At 70.1% G+C, this 22,947-nt stretch carries 22 protein-coding genes; 18 read left to right on the forward strand and 4 right to left on the reverse strand.

What is annotated here, in order from left to right; genetic code table 11:
- Positions 1–132 precede the first annotated feature (132 nt).
- Positions 133–498, forward strand: coding sequence for a DUF3499 domain-containing protein (locus Adu01nite_RS19265; protein WP_020515641.1), 366 nt, complete (start codon positions 133–135; stop codon positions 496–498).
- 12 nt (positions 499–510) lie between these two features.
- Here Adu01nite_RS19265 and Adu01nite_RS19270 read toward each other — a convergent pair whose 3' ends face one another.
- The gene (locus Adu01nite_RS19270; RefSeq protein ID WP_203728284.1) at positions 511–1,362 is read right to left on the reverse strand and encodes a polysaccharide deacetylase family protein; all 852 of its coding nucleotides are present in this window, start codon (positions 1,360–1,362) and stop codon (positions 511–513) included.
- 214 nt (positions 1,363–1,576) lie between these two features.
- Here Adu01nite_RS19270 and Adu01nite_RS19275 point away from each other — a divergent pair, with 214 nt between their 5' ends.
- Positions 1,577–1,864 carry a GNAT family N-acetyltransferase gene (locus tag Adu01nite_RS19275; protein ID WP_203728285.1) on the forward strand — a complete coding sequence of 96 codons (288 nt, stop codon included), beginning with the start codon at positions 1,577–1,579 and terminating at the stop codon, positions 1,862–1,864.
- On the opposite strand, the gene Adu01nite_RS19280 is transcribed toward Adu01nite_RS19275, so the two are convergent.
- From Adu01nite_RS19280 to Adu01nite_RS19290, 3 genes are read right to left on the reverse strand one after another with little or no spacing between them, the layout of a single operon-like run.
- The gene (locus tag Adu01nite_RS19280) at positions 1,861–2,232 is read right to left on the reverse strand and encodes a DUF779 domain-containing protein (RefSeq protein WP_203728286.1); all 372 of its coding nucleotides are present in this window, start codon (positions 2,230–2,232) and stop codon (positions 1,861–1,863) included. The two genes, Adu01nite_RS19275 and Adu01nite_RS19280, sit on opposite strands and share 4 nt — an antisense overlap.
- A 10-nt stretch (positions 2,233–2,242) precedes the next feature.
- Positions 2,243–3,766 carry an aldehyde dehydrogenase gene (adh, locus tag Adu01nite_RS19285; protein ID WP_203728287.1) on the reverse strand — a complete coding sequence of 508 codons (1,524 nt, stop codon included), beginning with the start codon at positions 3,764–3,766 and terminating at the stop codon, positions 2,243–2,245.
- A 37-nt stretch (positions 3,767–3,803) separates the two neighbouring features.
- On the reverse strand, positions 3,804–5,084 hold the full coding sequence (locus Adu01nite_RS19290) for a GAF domain-containing protein (RefSeq protein WP_203728288.1): 1,281 nt from the start codon (positions 5,082–5,084) through the stop codon (positions 3,804–3,806).
- Positions 5,085–5,227: 143 nt separating this feature from the next.
- Here Adu01nite_RS19290 and Adu01nite_RS19295 point away from each other — a divergent pair, with 143 nt between their 5' ends.
- The 16 genes from Adu01nite_RS19295 (at position 5,228) to hpf (ending at position 22,943) form a co-directional block, all read left to right on the forward strand.
- Positions 5,228–6,607 carry a phosphomannomutase/phosphoglucomutase gene (locus tag Adu01nite_RS19295; RefSeq protein WP_203728289.1) on the forward strand — a complete coding sequence of 460 codons (1,380 nt, stop codon included), beginning with the start codon at positions 5,228–5,230 and terminating at the stop codon, positions 6,605–6,607.
- A 42-nt stretch (positions 6,608–6,649) separates the two neighbouring features.
- Positions 6,650–6,835 (forward strand): Trm112 family protein, encoded by a 186-nt coding sequence (locus tag Adu01nite_RS19300; RefSeq protein WP_203728290.1) that lies wholly within the window; start codon positions 6,650–6,652, stop codon positions 6,833–6,835.
- Positions 6,835–8,061: an SIS domain-containing protein gene (locus Adu01nite_RS19305; protein WP_203728291.1), complete on the forward strand. Its 1,227-nt coding sequence runs from the start codon at positions 6,835–6,837 to the stop codon at positions 8,059–8,061. The genes Adu01nite_RS19300 and Adu01nite_RS19305 overlap by 1 nt, the downstream gene beginning before the upstream one ends.
- Complete coding sequence (locus Adu01nite_RS19310) at positions 8,058–9,014, forward strand: cation diffusion facilitator family transporter (RefSeq protein WP_203728292.1); 957 nt, start codon at positions 8,058–8,060, stop codon at positions 9,012–9,014. Before Adu01nite_RS19305 ends, Adu01nite_RS19310 begins: the two co-directional genes overlap by 4 nt.
- 66 nt (positions 9,015–9,080) lie before the next feature.
- Positions 9,081–10,229, forward strand: coding sequence for a mannose-6-phosphate isomerase, class I (gene manA, locus Adu01nite_RS19315; RefSeq protein ID WP_203728339.1), 1,149 nt, complete (start codon positions 9,081–9,083; stop codon positions 10,227–10,229).
- 584 nt (positions 10,230–10,813) lie between these two features.
- Positions 10,814–12,280: an adenosylhomocysteinase gene (gene ahcY, locus Adu01nite_RS19320; protein WP_203728293.1), complete on the forward strand. Its 1,467-nt coding sequence runs from the start codon at positions 10,814–10,816 to the stop codon at positions 12,278–12,280.
- A 186-nt stretch (positions 12,281–12,466) separates the two neighbouring features.
- Complete coding sequence (locus Adu01nite_RS19325; RefSeq protein WP_203728294.1) at positions 12,467–13,327, forward strand: helix-turn-helix domain-containing protein; 861 nt, start codon at positions 12,467–12,469, stop codon at positions 13,325–13,327.
- Between the two features lie 39 nt (positions 13,328–13,366).
- Positions 13,367–13,564: a DUF397 domain-containing protein gene (locus Adu01nite_RS19330; RefSeq protein WP_203728295.1), complete on the forward strand. Its 198-nt coding sequence runs from the start codon at positions 13,367–13,369 to the stop codon at positions 13,562–13,564.
- A 147-nt stretch (positions 13,565–13,711) separates the two neighbouring features.
- Complete coding sequence (gene efeU, locus Adu01nite_RS19335) at positions 13,712–14,545, forward strand: iron uptake transporter permease EfeU (protein WP_203728296.1); 834 nt, start codon at positions 13,712–13,714, stop codon at positions 14,543–14,545.
- Positions 14,546–14,554: 9 nt separating this feature from the next.
- The gene (gene efeO, locus Adu01nite_RS19340) at positions 14,555–15,679 is read left to right on the forward strand and encodes an iron uptake system protein EfeO (protein WP_275414673.1); all 1,125 of its coding nucleotides are present in this window, start codon (positions 14,555–14,557) and stop codon (positions 15,677–15,679) included.
- 7 nt (positions 15,680–15,686) lie between these two features.
- Entirely contained in the window at positions 15,687–16,940 is a 1,254-nt protein-coding gene (efeB, locus tag Adu01nite_RS19345; protein WP_203728297.1) for an iron uptake transporter deferrochelatase/peroxidase subunit, read from the forward strand.
- Positions 16,941–17,016: 76 nt separating this feature from the next.
- Entirely contained in the window at positions 17,017–17,706 is a 690-nt protein-coding gene (mtrA, locus tag Adu01nite_RS19350; RefSeq protein WP_203728298.1) for an MtrAB system response regulator MtrA, read from the forward strand.
- 54 nt (positions 17,707–17,760) lie between these two features.
- Entirely contained in the window at positions 17,761–19,434 is a 1,674-nt protein-coding gene (mtrB, locus tag Adu01nite_RS19355) for an MtrAB system histidine kinase MtrB (RefSeq protein ID WP_203728299.1), read from the forward strand.
- Positions 19,434–21,248 carry an LpqB family beta-propeller domain-containing protein gene (locus Adu01nite_RS19360; RefSeq protein ID WP_203728300.1) on the forward strand — a complete coding sequence of 605 codons (1,815 nt, stop codon included), beginning with the start codon at positions 19,434–19,436 and terminating at the stop codon, positions 21,246–21,248. The genes mtrB and Adu01nite_RS19360 overlap by 1 nt, the downstream gene beginning before the upstream one ends.
- A gap of 21 nt (positions 21,249–21,269) precedes the next feature.
- A complete protein-coding gene (locus tag Adu01nite_RS19365; RefSeq protein ID WP_203728301.1) occupies positions 21,270–22,001 on the forward strand; it encodes a ComF family protein in 732 nt (243 codons plus the stop codon).
- Between the two features lie 318 nt (positions 22,002–22,319).
- A complete protein-coding gene (gene hpf / locus Adu01nite_RS19370) occupies positions 22,320–22,943 on the forward strand; it encodes a ribosome hibernation-promoting factor, HPF/YfiA family (protein ID WP_203728302.1) in 624 nt (207 codons plus the stop codon).
- Positions 22,944–22,947 lie beyond the last annotated feature (4 nt).

The following is a 22,947-nucleotide window of genomic DNA, read 5'->3' on the forward strand; positions in this document are numbered from 1 at the left end:
ATCCGGAAAGACAAGTCCTCCCAACGGGGCGGCGTGTCGAAACGGGCATGGCCGAATCGTGATGCGCGCCGGGTCGGCGTGTCGCGGCGGTTTCGGCGCGCGCGCGAGCCCGCGGGGCGATAACGTGCCGCCGTGAGGTCCCCACGGCGCTGCTCCCGGAACGGCTGTCCCCGACAGGCGGTCGCCACTCTGACCTACGTCTACAGCGACTCGACCGCCGTCGTCGGCCCCCTGGCGGCGTTCGCCGAGCCTCATACGTACGACCTGTGCGAGCCGCACGCCCGCAGCCTCACCGCCCCCCGAGGCTGGGAACTCGTGCGGCACGACGGCGATTTCGCGCCCCCGCCGCCCACCACCGACGATCTGGTCGCGCTGGCCGACGCGGTGCGCGAGGCGGCCCGGCCGCCGGCGCCCCCGCCGCGCACCGACGAGCAGGATCTCCCCGGCCACCAGACCGGCCGCCGGGGACATCTGCGGGTCATCCCGCCCACCCACTGACCTGCTGGTCGGCTAGGCCGTGGGCAGGGCGATCAGCTGGTAGCGCTTGCGCAGCCAGGGCAGCAGCGTGCGGTAGGCGGCGATGGTGTCGGGCTGGGCGTAGTCGTGCGACAGCACGATCGCGCCGGCGTGCGTGTTGTGCTCGACCCGGCTGATCACCCGCGACCGGTGCTGCGCGTGCGTCTCACCCTTCGGGTGGTCCCAGTCGCGCGGGTCGACCCGCCAGTAGAGCGAGGTCATGCCCAGCTTCTTGGCCACCGCGACCACGCCGGGGGTGAAGTTGCCGCCGGGCGCCCGGAAATACTTGATCTTCGCGTTCGGCGCGGCCTTGTGGATCGCCGCGTTGGTGCGGGCGAGGTCGGCCTGGATCTTCGCGGCCGGCTTCTTGCCGAGTTTCAGGTCGTGGCTCCACGTGTGGTTGCACAGGGTGTGGCCGCCGGCCACGATCTGGCGGGTCAGCTCGGGGAACTTCTCGACGTTCTTGCCGACCAGGCAGAAGGTCGCCTTGGTGTGGTTCTGCGCGAGCAGCTTGAGGATCCTCGGCGTCTGGGCCGGATCGGGGCCGTCGTCGAAGGTGAGCGCCACCCCCTTGGTGCCGGTGGTCATCCGGCTCCCGGCCGGGCCGACCGGTTTCTTCGCGCTCGCCTTCACCACGGAGGGCTTCGGCTTCGGGTTCACGGCCGGCTTGGTGGGCGCAGGCGACGAAGGTGCGGACGACGAAGGTACGGACGACGAAGGTGCGGACGCGGACGACGCCGGCGGTTGGGCCGAAGGGGTCGTGTCCGCCGAAGCCCGGCCGGCCAGCCCCACCATCACGAGGGCCACGCCGAGCAGAACCAGCTTCTTGGATCGCGACAACCGCATCAAAACCTCCCCAGGTGTCTCGAATGACGACAGTGCCCGCAAAAACCGGCCCGTGGCCACTCGCGACCCCCGTTCGGCACACTTCCGGGACGTAGTTCACCCGCCGATCCCGGACAATCCAACCGTTTTCGCCTACCGGCAACATCCGCCGGACGGCTCTACTCCAAGAAACGTAGGGACCACGCGCAAGGATCAAACCGGCCATCCTGGACGGATGAACATCCGCCTGCGCCCGATCCGAGCCGACGAGCTCGAGGTGCTCTACGCCATCGGCTGGCGGGCGCAGGCGCTGCTCACGGCGTACGTCTTCGAGCACTGGCCGGTGCAGCGGGTGCAGGCGGGCACCCAGGTGGACAATGTGGCCGAGCGGAAAGCGCTGCTCAAGGCCGGTTTCCAGCAGGAAGGCGTGCTGCGGTCGGTCGAGTTCCGGGCCGGGAAGTGGCAGGACGGCGTGCTGTTCAGCCGGCTGCGCGACGACCCGTACCCGGAACTCGGCGACTAGGACAATTCGGCCAGCTCATCGGACGTGAGCAGGCGGGAACGGATCAGGAAACGTACGCCCTCGGGGGCCTCCAGCGAGAAGCCGGCACCGCGCCCCGGGACCACGTCCACCGTCAGGTGGGTGTGCTTCCACAGCTCGAACTGCGCGGCGGACATCCAGAACGTGATCGGCTCGGCCACCCCGTCGATCTTCAGCGACTCGAGGAGCACATCGGACTGCCCGGTGCGGAACTCGCCGTCCAGGTAGCACATCGGGGAGCTGCCGTCGCAGCACCCGCCGGACTGGTGGAACATCAGCGGACCGTGCTGCCCCCGCAGCTGCCGCATCATGGCGGCAGCGGCGGGGGTCACGTCAACCCTGGTAGCCATATCGACGGGCCTAGAAGAAGCCCATGGCCTTCGGGCTGTACGACACCAGCAGGTTCTTCGTCTGCTGGTAGTGGTCCAGCATCATCTTGTGGTTCTCCCGGCCGATGCCGGACTGCTTGTAGCCACCGAACGCGGCGTGCGCGGGGTAGAGGTGGTACGAGTTGGTCCACACCCGGCCGGCCTTGATCGCCCGCCCGGCCCGGTACGCGGTGTTGATGTCCCGGGTCCACACGCCGGCGCCGAGGCCGTAGAGCGTGTCGTTGGCGATCTTGATGGCGTCGGCGTAGTCGGCGAACGACGTCACCGAGACCACCGGGCCGAAGATCTCCTCCTGGAAGATCCGCATGTCGTTCGAGCCCTGGAAGATCGTCGGCTGCACGTAGTAGCCGCCGGACAGGTTGCCGCCGAGGTCGGCCCGGCCGCCACCGGTCAGCACCCGGGCGCCCTCCTGCCGGCCGATGTCCAGGTACGACAGGATCTTCTCCAGCTGGTCGTTGGAGGCCTGCGCGCCGACCTGGGTGTCGGTGTCCAGCGGGTTGCCCTGCTTGAAGTTCTCCACTCGCTTCACGCCGGCGGCCAGGAAGTCGGCGTAGATGCTCTGCTGGATGAGCGCGCGGGACGGGCAGGTGCAGACCTCGCCCTGGTTGAGCGCGAACATCGAGAAGCCCTCGAGCGACTTGTCGTAGAAGTCGTCGTCGAGCCGGCTGACGTCCTCGAAGAAGATGTTCGGGCTCTTGCCGCCCAGCTCGAGGGTGACCGGGATCAGGTTCTCCGACGCGTACTGCATGATCAGGCGGCCGGTCGTGGTCTCACCGGTGAACGCGATCTTCGCGATCCGGTTCGAGCTGGCCAGCGGCTTGCCGGCCTCGACGCCGAAGCCGTTCACGACGTTCAGGACGCCGGGCGGGAGCAGGTCGCCGATGATCGAGATCAACAGGTGGATCGAGGCCGGGGTCTGCTCGGCCGGCTTGAGCACGACGCAGTTGCCGGCGGCCAGGGCCGGGGCCAGCTTCCAGACCGCCATCAGGATCGGGAAGTTCCACGGGATGATCAGGCCGACCACGCCCAGCGGCTCGTGGAAGTGGTAGGCGATGGTGTCGTCGTCGATCTCGCCGGCGGTGCCCTCCTGGGCCCGGATCGCGCCCGCGAAGTAGCGGAAGTGGTCGATGGCGAGCGGGAGGTCGGCGGCCAGGGTCTCCCGGACCGGCTTGCCGTTCTCCCAGGCCTCGGCGACCGCGAGCTTCTCGAGGTTCGCCTCCATCCGGTCGGCGATCTTGTTGAGGATGTTGGCACGCTCGGCGACCGAGGTGCGGCCCCACGCGTCGGCAGCGCCGTGCGCGGCGTCGAGCGCCTTCTCCACGTCGTCGGCCGTGCCCCGCGCGATCTCGGTGAACGCCTCGCCGGTTACCGGCGAAGGGTTCTCGAAGTACTGACCTTTGGCCGGTGGTACATACTCGCCACCGATGTAATTGTCGTAGCGGGACTCGTAGCTGACGATCGAGCCGTCGGAGCCGGGCGGGGAATATGTGGTCATGACATCCTCCGTACCTGCGGGGTAGGTACGGCGAAACTTAGTTACGGCTACGTTGCAACGACGTTGCAAGACCGTATTCAGCGGCGAGCTGGTGGACCCGGTTGACCGCGAGTGGTCGGGCCGGCGAGCCGTGCGGGAGCTGTTTCGCGTACCCCTCCCACATCTCCAGGTCGTCGGCGCCCCACGGGTTGTGCAGCCAGGTGCGCATCAGCGAGCGGTCCCGGCTGGCCAGCACGGCGGCGCGCAACTGCCCGTCGATGATGTTGCGCAGCCGGGTGATGCCGGGCGCGTCCGAGCCGGGCAGCAGCGGACCCGCGTACTCCTCCAGGGCATCGGCGACCCGCCCGTGCTCCAGCAGCCGGGCCAGCGTGCGGAAATCCGAGTCGAGCTCGGCGCGCAGCCGGTAGGGCCGCGACTCGACCAGCTCCGGGCCGAGCGTGCGGCGCAGCCGCGACAATTCGGCGCGCACGGTCACCGGGCTGACATCCTCCCCATAGAGATCAAAACCAAGTTCCTCGCCGGTACGCCCTTCCGGGTGCGCCAGGAGCAGGACGACCAGTTCCGAATGCCGGCGACCGAGGCGCTGCCGGGTGCCGCCGAAGGCCAGCGTGGCCTCGTTGCGGCCGAGCGCGGTGACCCGGCCGGTGGCCGCGTGCGGGGTGGCCCGGCTGCCCAGGTAGGCCTCGGCGGCCAGCGCGGTCGCCCGGACCAGGGCGAGGCTGTGCGGGTTGGCCAGGTGGTCGCCGCCGGTCACGTCGATCGCGCCGAGCAGCCGGCCGGTGGCCGGGTCGTGGATCGGCGCGGCCGCGCACGTCCAGCGCTGCACCGAGCGGCTGAAGTGCTCGGTCGCGAAGATCTGCAGCGAGTGGTCGATGGCGAGCGCGGTGCCCGGGGCGTTGGTGCCGGCGTGCGCCTCGTCCCAGCGGGCGCCGGGCACGAAGTTCATCTGCTCGGCCCCGCGCAGCATGGACCCGGCCCCCTCGACCCAGAGCAGCCGCCCGTACGCGTCGCAGACCGCCATCAGGTGGTCGCCGTCCTCGGCCAGCCCGCCGAGCAGGTCGCGGAAGATCGGCAGCACCCGGGCCAGCGGGTGGGCCGCCCGGTATTCCTCGAGCTCGCCGTCGCTGAGGTCGATCGGCGGCGTGCTGTCGGCGCCGGGCAGCGCGGACGCCGAGCGTTTCCACGAGTCGGCCACCACCGAGCGGATCTGGGTAGACCCGCCTTCGCCGGAAAGAAAGCGCTCGTGGGCGCGCCCGACCTGCCGAATCCGTTCGGCCGGATCGGTGCCGAGATCGAGGGCGAGCCAGGGATTGGCCACGGGCCACCTCCAGTCCTCCCCATCGTGACCCGCATCACCCCGGACGACAAGACAACCCGTAACAGTGGCGGCCTTGCGTTGCCACCTTCTTGTTCTCATGCCTCGGCTACTCTCAGCGGGAATCAACGGGGTGAGGGGGAGAATTGTCTGATCTGTCCAAGATCGTCAAGGCGTACGACGTCCGTGGAACGGTGCCTGACCAGTTCAACGAGGCCGTGGCCCGGGCGCTCGGCACCGCCTTCGTCGAGATGCTGCGCGAGTCGGGCGACGACGCGGACCAGATCGTGATCGCGCACGACATGCGCGAGTCCGGCCCCGGCCTGGCCGCCGCCTTCGCCCGCGGCGCCAACGCGGCCGGCGCGGCCGTGATCAACACCGGTCTCGGCTCCACCGACCAGCTCTACTACGCCTCCGGTGCCCTCGGTCTGCCCGGCGCGATGTTCACCGCCAGCCACAACCCGGCGCAGTACAACGGGATCAAGCTCTGCCGGGCCGGCGCCAGGCCGGTCGGCCAGGACAGCGGCCTCGCCGTGGTCCGCCGCCGCGCCGAGATGCTGCTCAACGACCTGAACGCCGAGGCCGACGTGCCGCCCCAGGTCGAGAGCCGCGACCTGCTGCGCGACTACGCCGAGCACCTGCGCTCGCTGGTCGACCTGTCCGGCATTCGCCCGCTCAAGGTCATCGTGGACGCGGGCAACGGCATGGGCGGTTTCACCGTCCCGGCCGTGCTCGGCGACCAGGTGCTGCCGGCCCTGCCGCTGACCATCGTGCCGATGTACTTCGAGCTGGACGGCTCGTTCCCCAACCACGAGGCCAACCCGCTCGACCCGGCCAACCTCGTCGACCTGCAGGAGGCCATCCGCGAGCAGGGCGCCGACATCGGCGTCGCGTTCGACGGCGACGCCGACCGCTGCTTCATCATCGACGAGAACGGCGACCCGGTCTCGCCCTCGGCGGTCACCGCGCTGGTCGCCAAGCGCGAGCTGGCCAAGTTCCCGGGCAGCACGATCATCCACAACCTGATCACCTCGGCCGCGGTGCCGGAGATCATCACTGAGAACGGCGGCAAGCCGGTTCGCAGCCGGGTCGGCCACTCGTTCATCAAGGCCGAGATGGCCCGCACCAACGCGGTCTTCGGCGGCGAGCACTCGGCGCACTACTACTTCCGCGACTTCTGGTTCGCCGACACCGGCATGCTGGCCGCGATGCACGTGCTGGCCGCGCTCGGCGGGCAGGCCCGGCCGCTGTCCGAGTTCGCCGCCGAGTTCGAGCGGTACACCGCGTCCGGCGAGATCAACTCCACGGTGGGCGACGCCCCGGCACGGGTCGCCGACGTCCGGGCGGCGTTCCCGGACGCCACGTTCGACGAGCTGGACGGCATGACCGTGACGCTCGCCGACGGCGCCTGGTTCAACCTGCGCGCGTCCAACACCGAGCCGTTGCTGCGGCTCAACGTGGAGGCGCCGAAGCCGGATCGGATGGCATCGCTGAGGGACGAAGTGCTGGCGATCGTCCGCCGGTAGGATCGGGAGGCTCGTTATCCCCATCCGTAAAGGAGTCGTTCGGTGGCCCTCGATCCGCAGTTGCTGGACATCCTGGCCTGCCCGGACACGCATCATGCGCCGTTGACCCACGACGCGGAGGCGCAAACGCTCACCTGCACGGAGTGCGGCCGGATCTTCGAGATCCGCGACGACATCCCCGTTCTGCTTCTCGACGAGGCGCGGACGCCCTCCGCGAAGGAGGCCTGATGGCCACCCCGCTGGAGGGCCGGTCCGGCGTCAACGGCCACCGCATCGCCGACGAGTCGTTGCTCGACGACGAGAAGTCGATGCTGGCCAACGACCCGGGCGGCATGCTGCGCGCCACCGCGTCGGCCGGCGCCCAGGTCCGCGAGTCGGCGGCCCTGGCCGCCGAGGCCGACCTGAGCGTGATGGCCGACGAGGGCCGCCCCCGGGCGGTCGTCGTGGCCGGCATCGGCACCGCCGGTCTGACCGGCAACATCCTGGCCACCGTGGCCGGTCCGCGCTGCCCGGTGCCGATCATCGGGCACCGCAGCGCCGGCATCCCCGGCTGGGTGGGCGCGGCCGACGTGGTCTTCGCCGTATCCGCCTCCGGCCGCAGCCCCGAGGCGCTCGCCGCCGCCGAGGCCGCGGTCCGCCGCGGTGCCCGGCTGGTCGCGATCGGCAACCCCGACACCGAGCTGCAGGCGATGGCCGAGCGGGCCCGCTCGCCGTTCATCCCGGTGCCGCGCCGGGCACCCGCCCGGGCCAGCCTCTGGGGCCTGGCCGTGCCGGTGCTGCTCGCCGCGCGCGCGATCGGCCTGGTCAAGGTCAACGAGGCCGACCTGGCCGAGACCGCGACCCGGCTCGACGCCGACGCCGAGCGCTGCCGGCCCGGTGCCGACTCGTTCGTCAACCCGGCCAAGTCGCTCGCGCTCGGGCTGGCCGGCTCGATCCCGATCGTCTGGGGCTCGTCCCCGCTGGCCACCGTGGCCGCCCGCCGCTTCGCCGACACGCTCGCCGCCAACGCGCGCTACCCGGTGATGGCCGGTGCGCTCGGCGAGGCCGGGCGCGGCCGGGTCGGCCTGCTCGACGGCGTCTTCGGCGGTCTCGCCGAGTCGTCCCGGGACATCTTCGCCGACCCCGACGAGGCCGAGGAGGCGCTCGGCACCCGGCTGCGTCTCGTGCTGTTCCGCGACGGCGGCCTCAACCCCGAGGACGACGCGGACGAGCCGGTCGCCGTCGAGGAACGCCGCGCCGACGCCGTGCGGACCCTGGCCGAGCGGCGCGGGGTGCGCTGCGACGTGCTGACCGCCGAGGGCGGCTCGGCGCTGGAACGGCTGGCCTCGCTCACCGCGGTGCCCGACTTCGCTTCGCTGTATCTTGCTCTGGCACATGGACTCGACCCGATGGCCGTCCCCGCCATCAGCGAGATGAAGGAGCTGTCGAACCCGATGCCAGAGGGAATTCAGTGAGTTCTGAGGGTGGCACCAAAGCGATTCTCGCGGCGCTGACCGCGAATCTCGGCATCGCCGTCACCAAGTTCATCGCGTGGTTGCTCACCAACTCGTCGTCGATGCTGGCCGAGGCGATCCACTCGCTGGCCGACTCGGGCAACCAACTCCTGTTGCTGCTCGGCGGCAAGCAGGCGAAGCGGAAGGCGACGCCCGAGCACCCGTTCGGCTACGGCCGGGAGCGCTACATCTACGCGTTCATCGTGTCGATCGTGCTGTTCAGCGTCGGTGGTCTGTTCGCGCTCTACGAGGGCTACCACAAGATCCGGCACCCGGAGCCGATCCACGGTTGGCAGTGGGTCCCGATCGCGGTCCTGGTCGTGGCGATCGGCCTGGAGAGCTACTCGTTCATGACCGCGATCAAGGAGTCCAACCACACCCGGGGCAAGACCACCTGGGTCAACTTCGTCCGCCGGGCCAAGGCGCCGGAGCTGCCGGTGGTGCTGCTCGAGGACGCCGGTGCCCTGATCGGCCTGGTGCTGGCCCTGTTCGGGGTCAGCCTCACGCTGATCACCGGCGACGGGGTGTGGGACGGCATCGGCACCGCGGCGATCGGTGTGCTGCTGGTGGCGATCGCGGTGGTGCTGGCGATCGAGACGAAGAGCCTGCTGATCGGTGAGGGCGCCAACCCGGAAGAGGTCCGCAAGATCGAGCAGGCGATCCTGGCCGGCGACGGCATCGAGCGGATCATCCACATGAAGACCCTGCACCTGGGCCCGGAGGAGCTGCTGGTCGCGGTGAAGATCGCGGTGCCGCGGGCCGAGCGGGCCGACGATCTGGCGACGCACATCGACGAGACCGAGGTGCGGATCCGCGAGGCGGTGCCGATCGCCCGGGTGATCTACATCGAGCCGGACATCTTCAGCGAGCGCAAGGCCGGCGCGGTCGCCGAGGGTGCCCCGGCCACGGCGTAGCAGCTGCCGTCCCAGCGCCCCGCCCGCCACCCTGAAACGGATTAAAGGCAGAGCCATCCCATGAGCGTGTACGCACTCACCGGTGTCATCCGCCCCTACGCCTGGGGCTCGCACAGTGTGATCGCCGACCTGCAGGGCCGGCCCAGCCCGACCGAGGCCCCCGAGGCCGAGTTGTGGCTGGGCGCCCACCCCGGCGATCCGTCCACGGTCACGGTCGAGGGCGCGCAGGTCAGCCTGCCCGGGCTCATCGCCGACAACCCGAAAGCGCAGCTGGGGGAGCAGGTGGCGGCCGTTTTCGGCCCCCGCCTGCCCTTCCTGCTCAAGGTCCTCGCGGCCGGGGCGCCGCTGTCGCTGCAGGCGCACCCCTCGCTGGAGTACGCGCGCGCGGCCTACGCCCGCCAGGAAGCCGACCCGAGCCTGCCCAAGAATTACACCGACGCCAACCACAAGCCCGAGATGCTGGTGGCGATCACCCCGTTCGAGGCGCTGTGCGGTTTCCGGGCGCCCGGAGCGGCCGCCGACGACATCGAGGCCTTCGGGATCGACGCGCTGGGCCCGGTGGTGGCGGCGCTGCGCGCCGGCGACCTCGCGGGGGCGGTGCAGACCCTGCTCAGCTGGCCCGAGGGCGACCGCCGGGAGCTGATCGACGCGGTGGTGGCGGCCGGCACCAGCGAGCTGGCCACCAGCCTGGCCGGCTTCTACCCCGGCGATCCCGGCGTCCTGGTGGCGCTGCTGCTCAACCACGTCCGCCTGCAGCCCGGCGAGGCCATCTGGATGCCCGCCGGCAACCTGCACGCCTACCTCAAGGGCGCCGGCGTCGAGCTCATGGCGGCCAGCGACAACGTGCTGCGCGGCGGCCTCACCCCGAAGCGGGTCGACGTCCCCGAGCTCCTGAAGGTGCTGCGCTTCGAGGTCCTCGACGACCCGATCCTGCGTGCGACCGAGGTGGCGCCCGGCATCCTGACCTGGCCGGTTCCGATCCCCGACTTCGTGCTCTACCGCGTCGAGGTGGACGGCACCGGCGCGCCGGTCGAGGTTCCGGCCGACGGCCCGCGGATCATTCTGGCCACCGCCGGCGACATGTTCGTCGGCGAGTCCATCGACGGCACGCCCATCGAGCTGACCTGCGGAAACGCTGCCTATGCGCCCGCCGACGCGGGCAAGCTGAAGATCGCCGGCGCCGGCCAGGCGTTCATCGCCACGGTCCCGGCATAACCAGATCAAGACCACTTCACGGGTACGCGGCGGCCGGTCCACAACCGCACCGGCGCCCGGCCCGCCTCTCGGCGCGACCGATTTGCCACACCGGCGCGTGCCGCGCCTCTCGCGTGTGAAGTTCGGCTGGGCTGGGACCGTTGCACGTGTGCGTAGAGTGACGCGACCCGCCCGTCTAGATACGAAATTTCCCGATTTGCTTGACATGGGCGACTGCGGAGTGTGAATCTATAACCACGCAGCGTCATTGGTGATCGGGGGGTCCCACGGACGCGCGCGGTACCAAACCGGGGGGATGAACGGGGCGGCGGGTCTAGGCCTGTCGCCCCGTTCGCTATTCCGGTCCGGGCCGCGTTTCGGGGACGACGCTGCATTTCAGGGGCGACGCCGGCGTGGGCGTGCCGCACGCGAAAGGCGCGTCACGCGCCGGTGTTGCAGATGATCGCGCCGAGAGGCGGGCCGCGCGCCGGTGCGGTTGTGGACTGTCCACCCGCGTACCCATGAAGTGGTCTTGATGGTTGGGGTCGCCGGGCGTGGGTGCCAAGCGTCAGGCACGTGCATCGCCATCCGCATGAGGAGCTTGGATGACCATTACCAGCCGTCCGCGGACGGTTTCCGCCGGCGATTTCAAGGTCGCCGACCTGTCGCTCGCCGCTTTCGGTCGCAAGGAGATCGAGCTGGCCGAGCACGAGATGCCGGGGCTGATGTCGCTGCGGCGCGAATTCGGGCCGAGCCGGCCGTTGCGCGGCGCCCGGATCACCGGCTCGCTGCACATGACCATTCAGACCGCGGTCCTGATCGAGACGCTGACCGCGCTCGGCGCGCAGGTGCGCTGGGCCTCCTGCAACATCTTCTCGACGCAGGACCATGCGGCCGCCGCGATCGTCGTCGGCTGCGCGGGAACGCCGGAGGAGCCGCAGGGTGTGCCGGTGTTCGCCTGGAAGGGCGAGTCGCTCGAGGAGTACTGGTGGTGCACCGAGCAGGTCCTGCTGTGGCCGGACGGCGAGGCGCCCAACATGATCCTGGACGACGGCGGGGACGCGACGCTGCTGGTGCACAAGGGTGCCGAGGTCGAGAAGCTCGGTGCGGTGCCGTCGGCCTCGTCGGCCGACTCCGAGGAGTACGCGGTGATCCTCGGCGTGCTCGCCCGCTCGCTGGCGGAGGACGACCGGCGGTGGACACGGGTGGCGGCCGGCATCAAGGGCGTCACCGAGGAGACCACGACCGGCGTGCACCGGCTGTACGAGATGCAGCAGAACGGCACCCTGCTGTTCCCGGCGATCAACGTGAACGACTCGGTGACCAAGAGCAAGTTCGACAACAAGTACGGCTGCCGGCACTCGCTGATCGACGGCATCAACCGGGCCACCGACGTGCTGATCGGCGGCAAGGTGGCGGTCGTCCTCGGCTACGGCGACGTGGGCAAGGGCTGCGCCGAGTCGCTGCGTGGCCAGGGCGCCCGGGTGATCGTCACCGAGGTCGACCCGATCTGCGCCCTGCAGGCCGCGATGGACGGCTACCAGGTCGCCACGATCGACGACGTGGTCTCCTCCGCGGACATCTTCGTGACCGCGACCGGGTGCTTCGACGTGATCACCCACGAGCACATGAGCCGGATGAAGCACCAGGCGATCGTCGGAAACATCGGACATTTCGACAATGAGATCGATATGGCGGGCCTGACCCGGCGGGCGGACACCACGAGGATCACCATCAAGCCGCAGGTCGACGAGTGGCGGTTCGCCGACGGGCACTCGATCATCGTGCTGTCCGAGGGGCGCCTGCTCAACCTGGGCAACGCGACCGGGCACCCGTCGTTCGTGATGAGCAGCAGCTTCTCGAACCAGACGATCGCCCAGATCGAGCTGTTCACCAAGACCGAGGACTACCCGGTCGGGGTGTACGTGCTGCCGAAGCACCTGGACGAGAAGGTCGCCCGCCTGCACCTCGCCGCGCTCGGGGTCCGGCTGACCGAGCTCACCAAGGAGCAGGCCGCCTACCTGGGTGTCGCGGTCGAGGGACCGTACAAGCCGGAGCTCTACCGCTACTGATCGCATGATCGAGCCCTCGTCCGCCGCCGGACGAGGGCTCGATCTCTCCGGGGGTGTCCGGCAGTTGCCGCTACCGTGATCCCCGTCGTCTCACGTTCATTACTCCATGCCGCCTGACCTGCATGCAAGTGCATAGTGTGCAATGCAAGTTGCAGAGAGACACCGAAGCGTGTCTATGGTGACGGCGTGGGCCGACCAACTTCTACCGCGCGGCGCGAGCTCGGCAGCGAGCTGCGCCGGCTTCGTGGCGAGCGTCGCGGTGCGACGGTCGCCACCGCGCTGGGCTGGTCCGAGTCGAAGCTGAGCCGGATCGAGACGGCCCACACCGCGATCACCGAGGACGATCTCGACCGCCTGCTGACCACCTACGGCGTCCGGGTGGAAGATCGCGACCGGCTGCGCGATCTGGCCCGTCGCGGCCGGGACCGGGCCTGGTGGACGCAGTACCGGTCGTCGGTGCCCGACCCGTACGACGAATATCTCGCCCTGGAGGGCGAGGCCTGTCTGATCGGCGAGTGGGAGGCGCAGGTCGTGCCGGGCCTGCTGCAGACCGGGGAGTACGCCCGGGCGGTGATCGAGGCCGGCGCCGACGTGGACGATCCGGATGTGATCCAGCGCCGGCTCGCGCTGCGGATGGCCCGCCAGGCGGTGCTGACCCGGGACCCGCCGCCGATGTTGCGGATGGTTCTCGACGAGGCGGTGCTCTACCGGGAGGTCGGCGGCCGGGACGTGTTGCTGCGTCAGTTGGCCCGGCTCACCGAGGACAGCCGGCGGCCCGGCATCGAGCTGTTGATCCTGCCGTTCTCGGCCGGTGCGCACGCCGGGCAGACCGAGTCGTTCATGGTTCTGGACTTCGCGGAGGGCACCCGCGCCCCGGTCGTCCACATCGAAGGGCTGACCGGAGGTCTCTTCCGAGTGAAGCCCGGCGAACTCGAGGTCTACCGCGACGCCCTCAACGACCTGCGGAAACGCTCATTGTCGCCAGAAGACAGCCGAACGGCTATCGCTGAAAGGGAGGACGCCCTCCGCGTTTCGGCCACTTCTTGAGCTGAAATGGGAGTGCCTCAATCCTGGAAGGGGACTGCCATGCAGGACGCCAATCTCACCTGGCGTAAGAGCACTCGGAGTGGTGCCGCGGGGCACTGCGTCGAGGTCGCGAATGTTCCGGCGGCCGTGCTGATGCGCGACTCGAAGGACGCCGACGGTCCCGTGCTCTCGTTCGCCGCGCCCCAGTGGGGCGGCTTCATCGCGGGTGTCCGGGCCGGTGAGTTCGACCGCGCCTGATCCGCGTTCCGAGGGCGGCCCTGATTCGGGGCCGCCCTTTTTCTTGTCTTGTGACCTACAAAACGTAGGACCCCCTTGACGGGACTTCCGGCTGTCTGGCTAAGGTATGCCCAACCTAACTTAGGGTCGCCTTAGCTTCGGAGTGACATGTTCGCCACCTACCTCATCGGCCTGCGCGAGGGGTTGGAGGCCACTCTGGTGGTCAGCATCCTCGTCGCGTTCCTGGTCAAATCCGACCGCAAGGACAAGCTGAAGCTGGTGTGGATCGGCGTCGCCGCGGCCGTGGCGATCTCGGTCCTGTTCGGCTGGCTCCTCAGCTACACCGAGACCACGCTGCTCAAGGACTTCAAGCAGCAGGAGAGTTTCGAGGCGATCACCTCGATCGCGGCGGTCTGCTTCGTCACCTGGATGATCTTCTGGATGCGGCGGGCGGCCCGCGGCATCGCCGGTGAGCTGCGCAACAAGCTCGAGGACGCGCTGGCGGTCGGCTCGTTCGCGGTCGGCTTCATGGCGTTCCTGGCGGTGGTCCGCGAGGGCCTGGAGACGTCGCTGATCTTCTACGCCGCGGTGCAGGGCGCCGACCTCAACGGGGGGCCGCTGGTCGCGCTGCTCGGGGGCATCGCGACCGCGATCCTGATCGGCTATCTGATGTTCGCGACGGCGGTCCGGATCAACCTGTCGGTCTTCTTCAAGTGGACCGGCGTGCTGCTCATCCTGGTCGCCGCCGGCATCTTCAAGTACGGCGTGCACTCGTTGCAGGAGGCCGAGTTCCTGCCCGGCATCGGCAACATGGCGTACGACGCGGCGAGCTTCCTCGACCCGTCCACCTGGTACGCGACCCTGCTCGCCGGAATGTTCAACATCACCCCGCAGCCGAGCGTGCTCGAGATCGTGGCCTGGGTGCTCTATCTCATCCCCGCCCTGGTCTTTTTCCTCTGGCCGGCCCGCAAGCCGGTCAAGGCCGAACCCGCCCCCGCATAGGAGAGACACGTGCGCCGCACCCCTTTGATTCTCGCGCTGGTCACGGTCAGCGCCGTCGCCGCCTGTGGCGACAAGTCGGATGACACCGCCGCGTCCGCCGGCGGCCCGATCGCCGTCAAGGCCTCCGACACGGCCTGCGAGGTCGGCAAGAACACCCTCGACGCCGGCACCCACGTCTTCCAGATCGCCAACTCGGGCAACAAGGTCACCGAGTTCTACGTCTACGCGGCCGGCGACCGGGTGATGGGCGAGGTCGAGAACATCACCCCCGGCCTCTCCCGCGAGCTGCGTGTCGAGCTGCCCGCCGGCACCTACCAGACCGCCTGCAAGCCGGGCATGATCGGCGCCGGCATCCGGGCCGACCTGACCGTCTCCGGCTCGGCGGCGCCGCTCACCGAGGACGCCGCGCTGGCGCAGGCGACCGAGAGCTACAGCCGCTACATCACCTCGCAGAGCGAGGCGCTGGTCGAGAAGACCACCGACTTCGTGACCGCGGTCAAGGGCGGCGACATCGAGAAGTCGAAGACGCTGTTCCCGATCGCCCGCACCTACTACGAGCGGATCGAGCCGGTCGCGGAGATCTTCGGTGACCTCGACCCGAAGATCGACGGCCGCGAGGACGACGCCACCGCCGAGCTGCCCTTCTCCGGCTTCCACAAGATCGAGAAGGACCTCTGGGCGACCAAGGACATCAGCAAGGACGGCCCCGTCGCCGACCAGCTGCTGACCGACGTCAAGGAGGTCGTGGCCAAGGCCAAGGCCGAGAAGCTGTCCCCGCTGCAGCTGGCCAACGGCGCCAAGGAACTGCTCGACGAGGTCGCCAACAGCAAGATCACCGGCGAGGAGGACCGCTACTCGCACACCGACCTGTGGGACTTCGCGGCGAACGTGGACGGCTCGCAGGCGGCGGTCGCGGCTCTGCGCCCGGCCCTTGAGCAGCGCAACCCCGACCTGGTCAAGCAGATCGACACCGCCTTCACCAACGTCGACAACGAGCTCGCGAAGTACCGCGTCGGCGACGGATGGAAGTACCAGAACGAACTCTCCCAGACCGAGCTGAAGGGCCTCTCCGACGTGATCAACGCGCTCGCCGAGCCGATCAGCAAGATCGCCGGGGTCATCGCCCAGAAGTAGGTTTCTCATGTCGTCTTCGCAAGTGTCGCGCCGGCGAGCCATCGCGCTCGCCGGTGCCGGTGTGGCCGGTGTGGCCGGCGCCGCTGCCATCGGTGGTGCCCTGGCCCGCCAGGACTCCGCGCCGTCCGCCGCCCCGGTCGCCGACCAGGTGGCGTTCTACGGGCCGGTACAGGCCGGCATCGTCACGCCGGCTCAGGACCGGCTGCATTTCGTCGCGTTCGACGTCCTCACCAAGGACCGCGATCGCCTGATCCAGCTGCTCAAGGACTGGACCGCGGCCGCCGCCCGGATGACTGCGGGCAAGGATGCCGGCGAGGTCGGCGCCGTCGCCGGGATCCTCGAGGCGCCGCCGGACGACACCGGCGAGGCCATCGGCCTGCCCGCCGCCGGGCTCACCATCACCATCGGCTTCGGGCCCACGCTGTTCCGCGACGCCACCGGCAAGGACCGCTTCGGCCTGGCCGCGCGCAAGCCGGCCGCGCTGGCCGACCTGCCGCACTTCCCGGGTGACACCATCGACGCGGCCCTCTCCGCCGGCGACATCGGCGTGCAGGCCTGCGCGAACGATCCGCAGGTGGCGGTGCATGCGATCCGCAACCTGGCCCGGATCGGGATGGGCGTGGTCAGCGTGCGCTGGTCGCAACTCGGCTTCGGGCGGACGTCGTCCACCTCGACCACCCAGGCGACGCCGCGCAACCTGTTCGGCTTCAAGGACGGCACCGCCAACCTCAAGGCCGAGGAGACCGACCTGCTGCGCGAGCACCTGTGGGCGGCGACCGGGGACGGGCCGGAGTGGATGGCCGGCGGGTCGTACATGGTGACCCGCAAGATCCGGATGCTGATCGAGACGTGGGACCGTACCTCGCTCGGCGAGCAGGAGGACATCGTCGGCCGGACCAAGGGCGAGGGTGCCCCGATCGGCCAGGGCCAGGAGTTCGACGAGCCGGACCTGACGTCGACCTCGATCCTGGCCGACGCACACGTCCGGCTGGCCCACCCGACCACCAACTCCGGCGCGCACCTGCTGCGCCGCGGCTACAACTTCGTGGACGGCTCGGACGGGCTCGGCCGGCTCAACGCGGGGTTGTTCTTCATCGCGTACCAGCGGGATCCGCGTACGCATTTCGTACCCATTCAGCTGAATCTTGCCCGGCACGACGCGATGAACGAGTACCTCCGGCACGTCTCCAGTGGCCTTTTCGCCTGTCCTCCCGGCGTCAGCGGGCCGGACGATTACTGGGGCCGTGCCCTTTTCGCGTAGCTTCCGGCGGCCTTCCGCCGGCAAGATCGGCACCGGGGTACGCGGTACCGGGGAGGACAGTGCAATATTGGACCGCATGAGAGCCCGGGTACTCGTCGTCGATGACGACCCAGCGTTGGCCGAGATGCTCGGCATCGTTCTGCGGAGCGAGGGTTTCCTGCCCTCCTTCGTCGCCGACGGCGAACGCGCCCTGGCCGCCTTCCGGGAGAGCCGGCCGGACATCGTGCTGCTCGACCTGATGCTGCCCGGCATGAGCGGCATCGACGTGGCGCGGGCGATCCGCGCCGAGTCCGGCATCCCGATCGTCATGCTCACCGCCAAGAGCGACACCGTCGACGTGGTGCTCGGTCTCGAGTCCGGCGCCGACGACTACGTGGTCAAGCCGTTCAAGCCCAAGGAGCTGGTGGCGCGGATGCGTGCCCGCCTGCGCCGGGGCGAGGACGCGGCGCCGGAGATGCTCACCATCGGGCCGCCCGGCAACCAGATCACCATCGACGTCCCGGCGCACACCGTGTCCCGCGACGACGAGGAGGTCAAGCTGACCCCGCTCGAGTTCGACCTGCTGGTCGCGCTCGCCCGCAAACCGCGGCAGGTGTTCACCCGCGAGGTGCTGCTCGAGCAGGTCTGGGGCTACCGCCACGCGGCCGACACCCGGCTGGTGAACGTGCACGTCCAGCGGCTGCGCGCGAAGATCGAGCCGGATCCGGAACGGCCGGAGATCATCCTTACCGTCCGGGGGGTCGGCTACAAGGCGGGCACCGGGTAATAGCCCCGAGGGGCTAACCTTGCCCGCGAGATGCGTGCCCCGGCCTGGCTTCCGATGCCCGTGCGGCGCACCCTGAGGGTGCTCCGGCGCTACTTCCGCGTGTCCGCTCGCCGGCTGGAGCGGTTCCTGGCCCCGGCCCGCCGCGAGTGGCGGCGCTCGCTGCAACTGCGGGTGGTGGCGCTGACCCTTGTCGCGTCCAGCCTGCTGGTCGGGGCGTTCGGCTTCTTCGTGGCCGAGCGCAGCGCCAAGATCCTGCTCAATCGCGCGCAGGACGAGGTCCAGTCGTCGATGGCCGGCAAGGTGAAATATGCGGCCTCCCAGCTGAGCGTGCACCGCCAGGCGCGCGACCCGCGACTGCAGGCGACCGTCAACACCACGGTGGACGTGCTGGCCGACGACGACCCGGCCGAGTCCGGTGGCTCGGTGGTGTCCCTGCGCGCCGACCAGTTCACCACCGAGATCGACGCGGTCACCTCGGCGAAGATGGACACCAGCGAGCTGATCACCGCCGACCTGATCCGGGCGGTGTCCCGCGACGGCAAGGTCGCCGAGCAGGTCCGCACCGCCCAGGTGGACGGCCGGCAGACCAAGTTCCTGGTCTACGGGTCGCCGGTGCCGACCAGCTTCGGGCACGTCGAGCTCTACTACCTGGTGCCGCTGACCACCGAGGACAGCGCGGCCAATCAGATCCGCACCACCGTGCTGGTCACCGGTCTGGCCCTGGTCATCCTGCTGGGGGTGGTGGCCGGCCTGGTCACCCGCCTGGTGGTGCTCCCGGTGCGGGATGCGGCGCGGACCGCCCAGCGGCTCTCGGCCGGCCTGCTCGACCAGCGGATGAAGGTGGACGGCGAGGACGATCTGGCGCTGCTCGCCGCGTCGTTCAACCAGATGGCGGCCAACCTGCAGCGGCAGATCGTCCGGCTGGAGGAGATGTCCCGGCTGCAGCGGCGCTTCACCTCGGACGTCTCGCACGAGCTGCGCACCCCGCTGACCACCGTGCGGATGGCCGCCGACCTGATCTTCTCCGAGCGAGAAGACTTCGACCCGGCCGTGGCCCGCAGCGCCGAGCTGTTGCAGGCCGAGCTGGACCGCTTCGAGAGCCTGCTCACCGACCTGCTGGAGATCAGCCGCTTCGACGCCGGCTTCGCCGCCCTGGACGCCGAGCACGCCGACCTGGTCCCGATCGTGCAGCGGGTCGCCGACCGGCTGACCGGCCTGGCCGACCGGGTCGGGGTCACCCTCGAGCTGCGCGTGCCGGAGGCCCCGGTGATCGCCGAGATCGACCCGCGCCGGATCGAACGGGTGCTGCGCAACCTGGTCGGCAACGCCGTCGAGCACGGCGAGGGCCGGCCGGTGCAGATCACCCTGGCCTGCGACGAGGCGGCGGTCGCGGTGACCGTGCGCGACCACGGCATCGGCCTCAAGCCCGGCGAGGAACGCCTTGTCTTCAACCGGTTCTGGCGGGCCGACCCGTCCCGGGCCCGGCAGACCGGCGGCACCGGCCTCGGCCTGTCGATCAGCGCCGAGGACGCCCGGCTGCACGGCGGCTGGCTGGAGGCGTGGGGCGCGCCCGGCGAGGGCGCCCAGTTCCGGCTGACCCTGCCGGTGCGCTCCGGTGACCGGCTGGTGGCCGCGCCGCTGACGCTGATCCCGCGCGACCGGGTGCCGGCCATCGACAGCTCCGCCGTCAACGGCCGGCTCAGCGACGAGACGGCCGAGGTGATCTGATGCGCCGGTACGCAACGCTCGCCCTGGCCGCCGTGCTGCTGGCCGGCGGCTGCGGCATCCCGGACGACACCGACGTGACCGTGATCGGCGACGGGCCGTCGGCCGGCTTCGCCACCACCGACGACAGCGTGCCCTCCGAGCCACCCAAGCGGGAGTCCGCCACCGACCCGGCCCAGCTGGTGAATTACTACCTGCAGGCCGCGGCGGGCGACCCCGAGGGGGCGGTCAACCGGGTGAAATCGTTCCTCTCCGAGGACGCCAAGCCCGGCTTCCCGGCCACCGCCGACGTCCGGGTGATCCGGCTGACCGACAAGCTGCTCTACACCCCCGGCGATCCCGAGATCACCTTCCGGGCCCAGCAGGTCGGCACGCTCAAGAGCAACGGCGTGCTGGAGCCGTCGCCCGATCCGTCGCCCGCCGACACCGAATACAAATTGAAGGTCGGCACGGTCGGCGAGGCCGGCCTGTTCATCACCTCGCCGCCACCGCGTGGGCTGTTGATGACCGATACCGCGCTGAACGACTACTACCTGCGCCGCACGGTCTACTTCTGGAACAACGACAACACCGCGCTGGTGCCCGACCTGCGCTACATGCCACGCAGCCTGCCCAGCGTCCAGCAGCCCACCACGATCCTCAACTGGCTGGTCAACGGGCCGGCCTCCTGGCTCGGCGACACCGTGCACGGCCTGCCGACGGGCACCGCCGCGCCCGACAACGTGCCCGCCGCCGCCAACGAGACGCTGCAGGTCACGCTGAGCGCCCAGGCCGTGCCGACCGGCGACGACAAGTCGCTCGACCGGCTGCGCCGGCAGTTGCAGTGGTCGCTGCGAGATCTGATCCCGCGCGACCTCGAGCTCAAGATCGGCAACCAGGACCCGGTTCGCTACTCCGGCATCGACTACCAGGACAGCAACGTCGCCGCCCGGCTGGCCGACCGGCCGGAGCGCTTCGTCGTCTACAACTCCTCGATCCGCCGGCTCAACGACTCGGCGCAGCCGGCCGACCCGATCCCGGTGATCAAGTCGCCGGACAACAAGGGTTTCGTGTCGGCCGCGATGAGTTCCTCGGCCACGCACACCTACGTGGCCGCGGTGACCGGCGCCGGCAAGAGCCCGAAGCTGCGGGTCGCGGTGGCCCGGATCGGCCAGCAGAACGACCTGGTCGAGGTGCCCGGCCTCACCGGCAACCTGGGCCGGCCGGTCTGGGCGATCACCCCCGACAACGACCCGAGCGGCGCGATCGGCCTGATCACCGCGAACGGGAAGCTCTACAGCTTCGGCGTCGGCGGGGCGAAGGCGGTGCCGGTCGAGTGGCAGGGCGACCCGGGCGCGATCACCGCGATCTCGGTGGCGCCGGACGGCTACCGGGTCGCACTGGTGGCCGGCGGCCGGCTCTACCGCACGGTGCTCGACACCGGCGGCGACGCGCTGACCCTGAGCGCGCCGGAGCAGCTGCAGCCGCCCAACTTCAGCTCGGTCGCGGCGGTCGCCTGGAGCAGCGAGACCTACCTGGCGGTGGCCGGCACCCGGGCCGACGGGCGGTCCGCGGTGATGGACGTGTCGGTCGACGGGGCGCTGACCTATGCGCGGCTCACCGACATCGGCAAGGAGACGGTCATCTACCTCACGGCGTACCCGGCCAACCCGGTGTCCCGCGAGGAAAATTCGGACTCGGAGGCGTACGAGACCGCGGGTGACGCCTGGGACGTGCTCGGCGAGCCGGTCCGGATCACCGCGGCCGACCTGGCCGGCCCGGCCGCCAGCGCGCCGCCGGCCGGGGCGGCACCGACCGCGCCGTTCTTCCTCGACTAGCCGAGCCGGAGCCGATCGCGGATGGCCGTCGCGTTTCTTGCCGATCTCGCCGATCTGGTGCTGCCCGCGCCATGTGCCGGCTGCGGCGCCGAGCGGCTCCCGCTGCGCTACGGGATGTGCGCCGGGTGCGCGACCCTCCTGGAAGCCCTGCGGCCGTTCCGGACCGCGCCGAGCCCCCCGCCACCCGGCCTGCCCCCGTGCGTCGCCGTGGGGACCTATCAGGGGCCGTTACGGGGTGCTCTGCTCGCCTACAAGGAGCGCGGCCGGCACCGGCTGGCCCGGCCGCTCGGGATGCTGCTCGCCGCCGCGGTGGCCGAGCTCGCCCCGCGGGACCGCCCGGTCACCCTGCTGACGGTGCCGTCCACCGCCGCGGCGATGCGTGCGCGCGGCGGCGACCACATGGCACGTCTCGCCGGACAGGCGGTGCGACGGCTGCGCGGGGCCGGTTGGGAGGCTGGCGTGGTCCGGCCGCTCCGAGCGTTACCGAGACCTGACTCTGCGTCACTTTCTGCCGCCGAACGCCGTGCGGCGGCTGAGAGTTCGCTGCGAATCCGCTCCGCTCTGATCGGATTTCGCCGACGCGCGACCCGGTTCGGGGGCACGCTTGTGGTGGTCGACGACATCGTCACGACCGGGGCCACGCTGGCCGCGGTGACGCGTCGCCTGAAGGAGGCGGACATGCAGGTCACGGGTGCCGCAGTGTTGGCCGCGACTCGACTGCGCCGAGCCTCCCGGGGAAAATTCTCCGGATAACCGCCTCGTGGTACCGAAAGGGCCAAAGGTCACGGATCAGGTATCCGAAACGAGGGGTGACGCGGGAGCATCGGCACGTTAGCGTCTTGGTGACGAGGGTAGGTTTCATCGCCTACTCGCCCACCGGGAGAGCGCGGAGTCATCCGCTTCAGGGCCACCGGAAAGGAGTCGTCGCATTCGCGATCGGTCACGCCGCGTGAGCTCCCCAAGCCGAGCGGAACGGGCGTCACCGTAACCAGCAGCGCGTCGCATTTCGGCGCCCCCGGCACCTAGGTCGATCAGGGCGCCCGCTGAACAAAACGTTGGGGGAGGTCACGAGTGGACATTGTCGTCAAGGGCCGCAACGTAGAGGTTCCCGACCACTATCGGGAACACGTCGCCGACAAGCTGAGCAAGGTCGAACGCTACGACCAGAAGCTGATCCGCGCCGACGTGGAGCTGTTCCACGAACGCAATCCACGGCAGGCGGACACGTGCCAGCGCGTCGAGATCACCGTCATGACCAGAGGTCCGGTAATCCGGGCCGAGGCCTGCGCCAAGGACTTCTACGCAGCCCTGGACCTAGCAATAACCAAACTCGACGGCCGGCTGCGGCGTTCCGCCGACCGCCGCCGGGTCCACCGCGGGCGGCACGCCCCCGTCTCGGTAGCGGCTGCGACCGCCGGCCTGCCCACCGATCTGAGCATGGCCACCACGGCCGCCGAGGAGTCGTCCTCCGTCGCCACCGCCCTCGCCGAGCACGACGAGGATCAGCCGTGGCGCATCGTGCGGGAGAAAGAGCACCCCGCCGATCCGATGACCGTCGATGATGCCCTCTTCCAGATGGAGCTCGTCGGCCACGACTTCTACCTGTTCCTCGACAAGGACAGCGGCCGGCCGAGCGTCGTCTACCGGCGACGCGGCTACGACTACGGGATTCTTTCGCTGGAGACCCCCGCCTGAGCGG

Source organism: Paractinoplanes durhamensis (assembly GCF_016862175.1).
Taxonomy (GTDB): Bacteria; Actinomycetota; Actinomycetes; order Mycobacteriales; family Micromonosporaceae; genus Actinoplanes; species Actinoplanes durhamensis.

Bases quoted from the DNA above. Each gene is read 5' to 3' on its own strand.
- efeU (WP_203728296.1), top strand. From the start codon at position 13,712: ATGTTCGCCACCTACCTCATCGGCCTGCGCGAGGGGTTGGAGGCCACT.
- Adu01nite_RS19330 (WP_203728295.1), top strand. From the start codon at position 13,367: ATGCAGGACGCCAATCTCACCTGGCGTAAGAGCACTCGGAGTGGTGCC.
- adh (WP_203728287.1), bottom strand. From the start codon at position 3,766: ATGACCACATATTCCCCGCCCGGCTCCGACGGCTCGATCGTCAGCTAC.
- Adu01nite_RS19365 (WP_203728301.1), top strand. From the start codon at position 21,270: ATGGCCGTCGCGTTTCTTGCCGATCTCGCCGATCTGGTGCTGCCCGCG.
- ahcY (WP_203728293.1), top strand. From the start codon at position 10,814: ATGACCATTACCAGCCGTCCGCGGACGGTTTCCGCCGGCGATTTCAAG.
- Adu01nite_RS19270 (WP_203728284.1), bottom strand. From the start codon at position 1,362: ATGCGGTTGTCGCGATCCAAGAAGCTGGTTCTGCTCGGCGTGGCCCTC.
- Adu01nite_RS19360 (WP_203728300.1), top strand. From the start codon at position 19,434: ATGCGCCGGTACGCAACGCTCGCCCTGGCCGCCGTGCTGCTGGCCGGC.
- Adu01nite_RS19280 (WP_203728286.1), bottom strand. From the start codon at position 2,232: ATGGCTACCAGGGTTGACGTGACCCCCGCCGCTGCCGCCATGATGCGG.
- mtrA (WP_203728298.1), top strand. From the start codon at position 17,017: ATGAGAGCCCGGGTACTCGTCGTCGATGACGACCCAGCGTTGGCCGAG.
- efeB (WP_203728297.1), top strand. From the start codon at position 15,687: ATGTCGTCTTCGCAAGTGTCGCGCCGGCGAGCCATCGCGCTCGCCGGT.
- Adu01nite_RS19275 (WP_203728285.1), top strand. From the start codon at position 1,577: ATGAACATCCGCCTGCGCCCGATCCGAGCCGACGAGCTCGAGGTGCTC.
- Adu01nite_RS19305 (WP_203728291.1), top strand. From the start codon at position 6,835: ATGGCCACCCCGCTGGAGGGCCGGTCCGGCGTCAACGGCCACCGCATC.
- mtrB (WP_203728299.1), top strand. From the start codon at position 17,761: ATGCCCGTGCGGCGCACCCTGAGGGTGCTCCGGCGCTACTTCCGCGTG.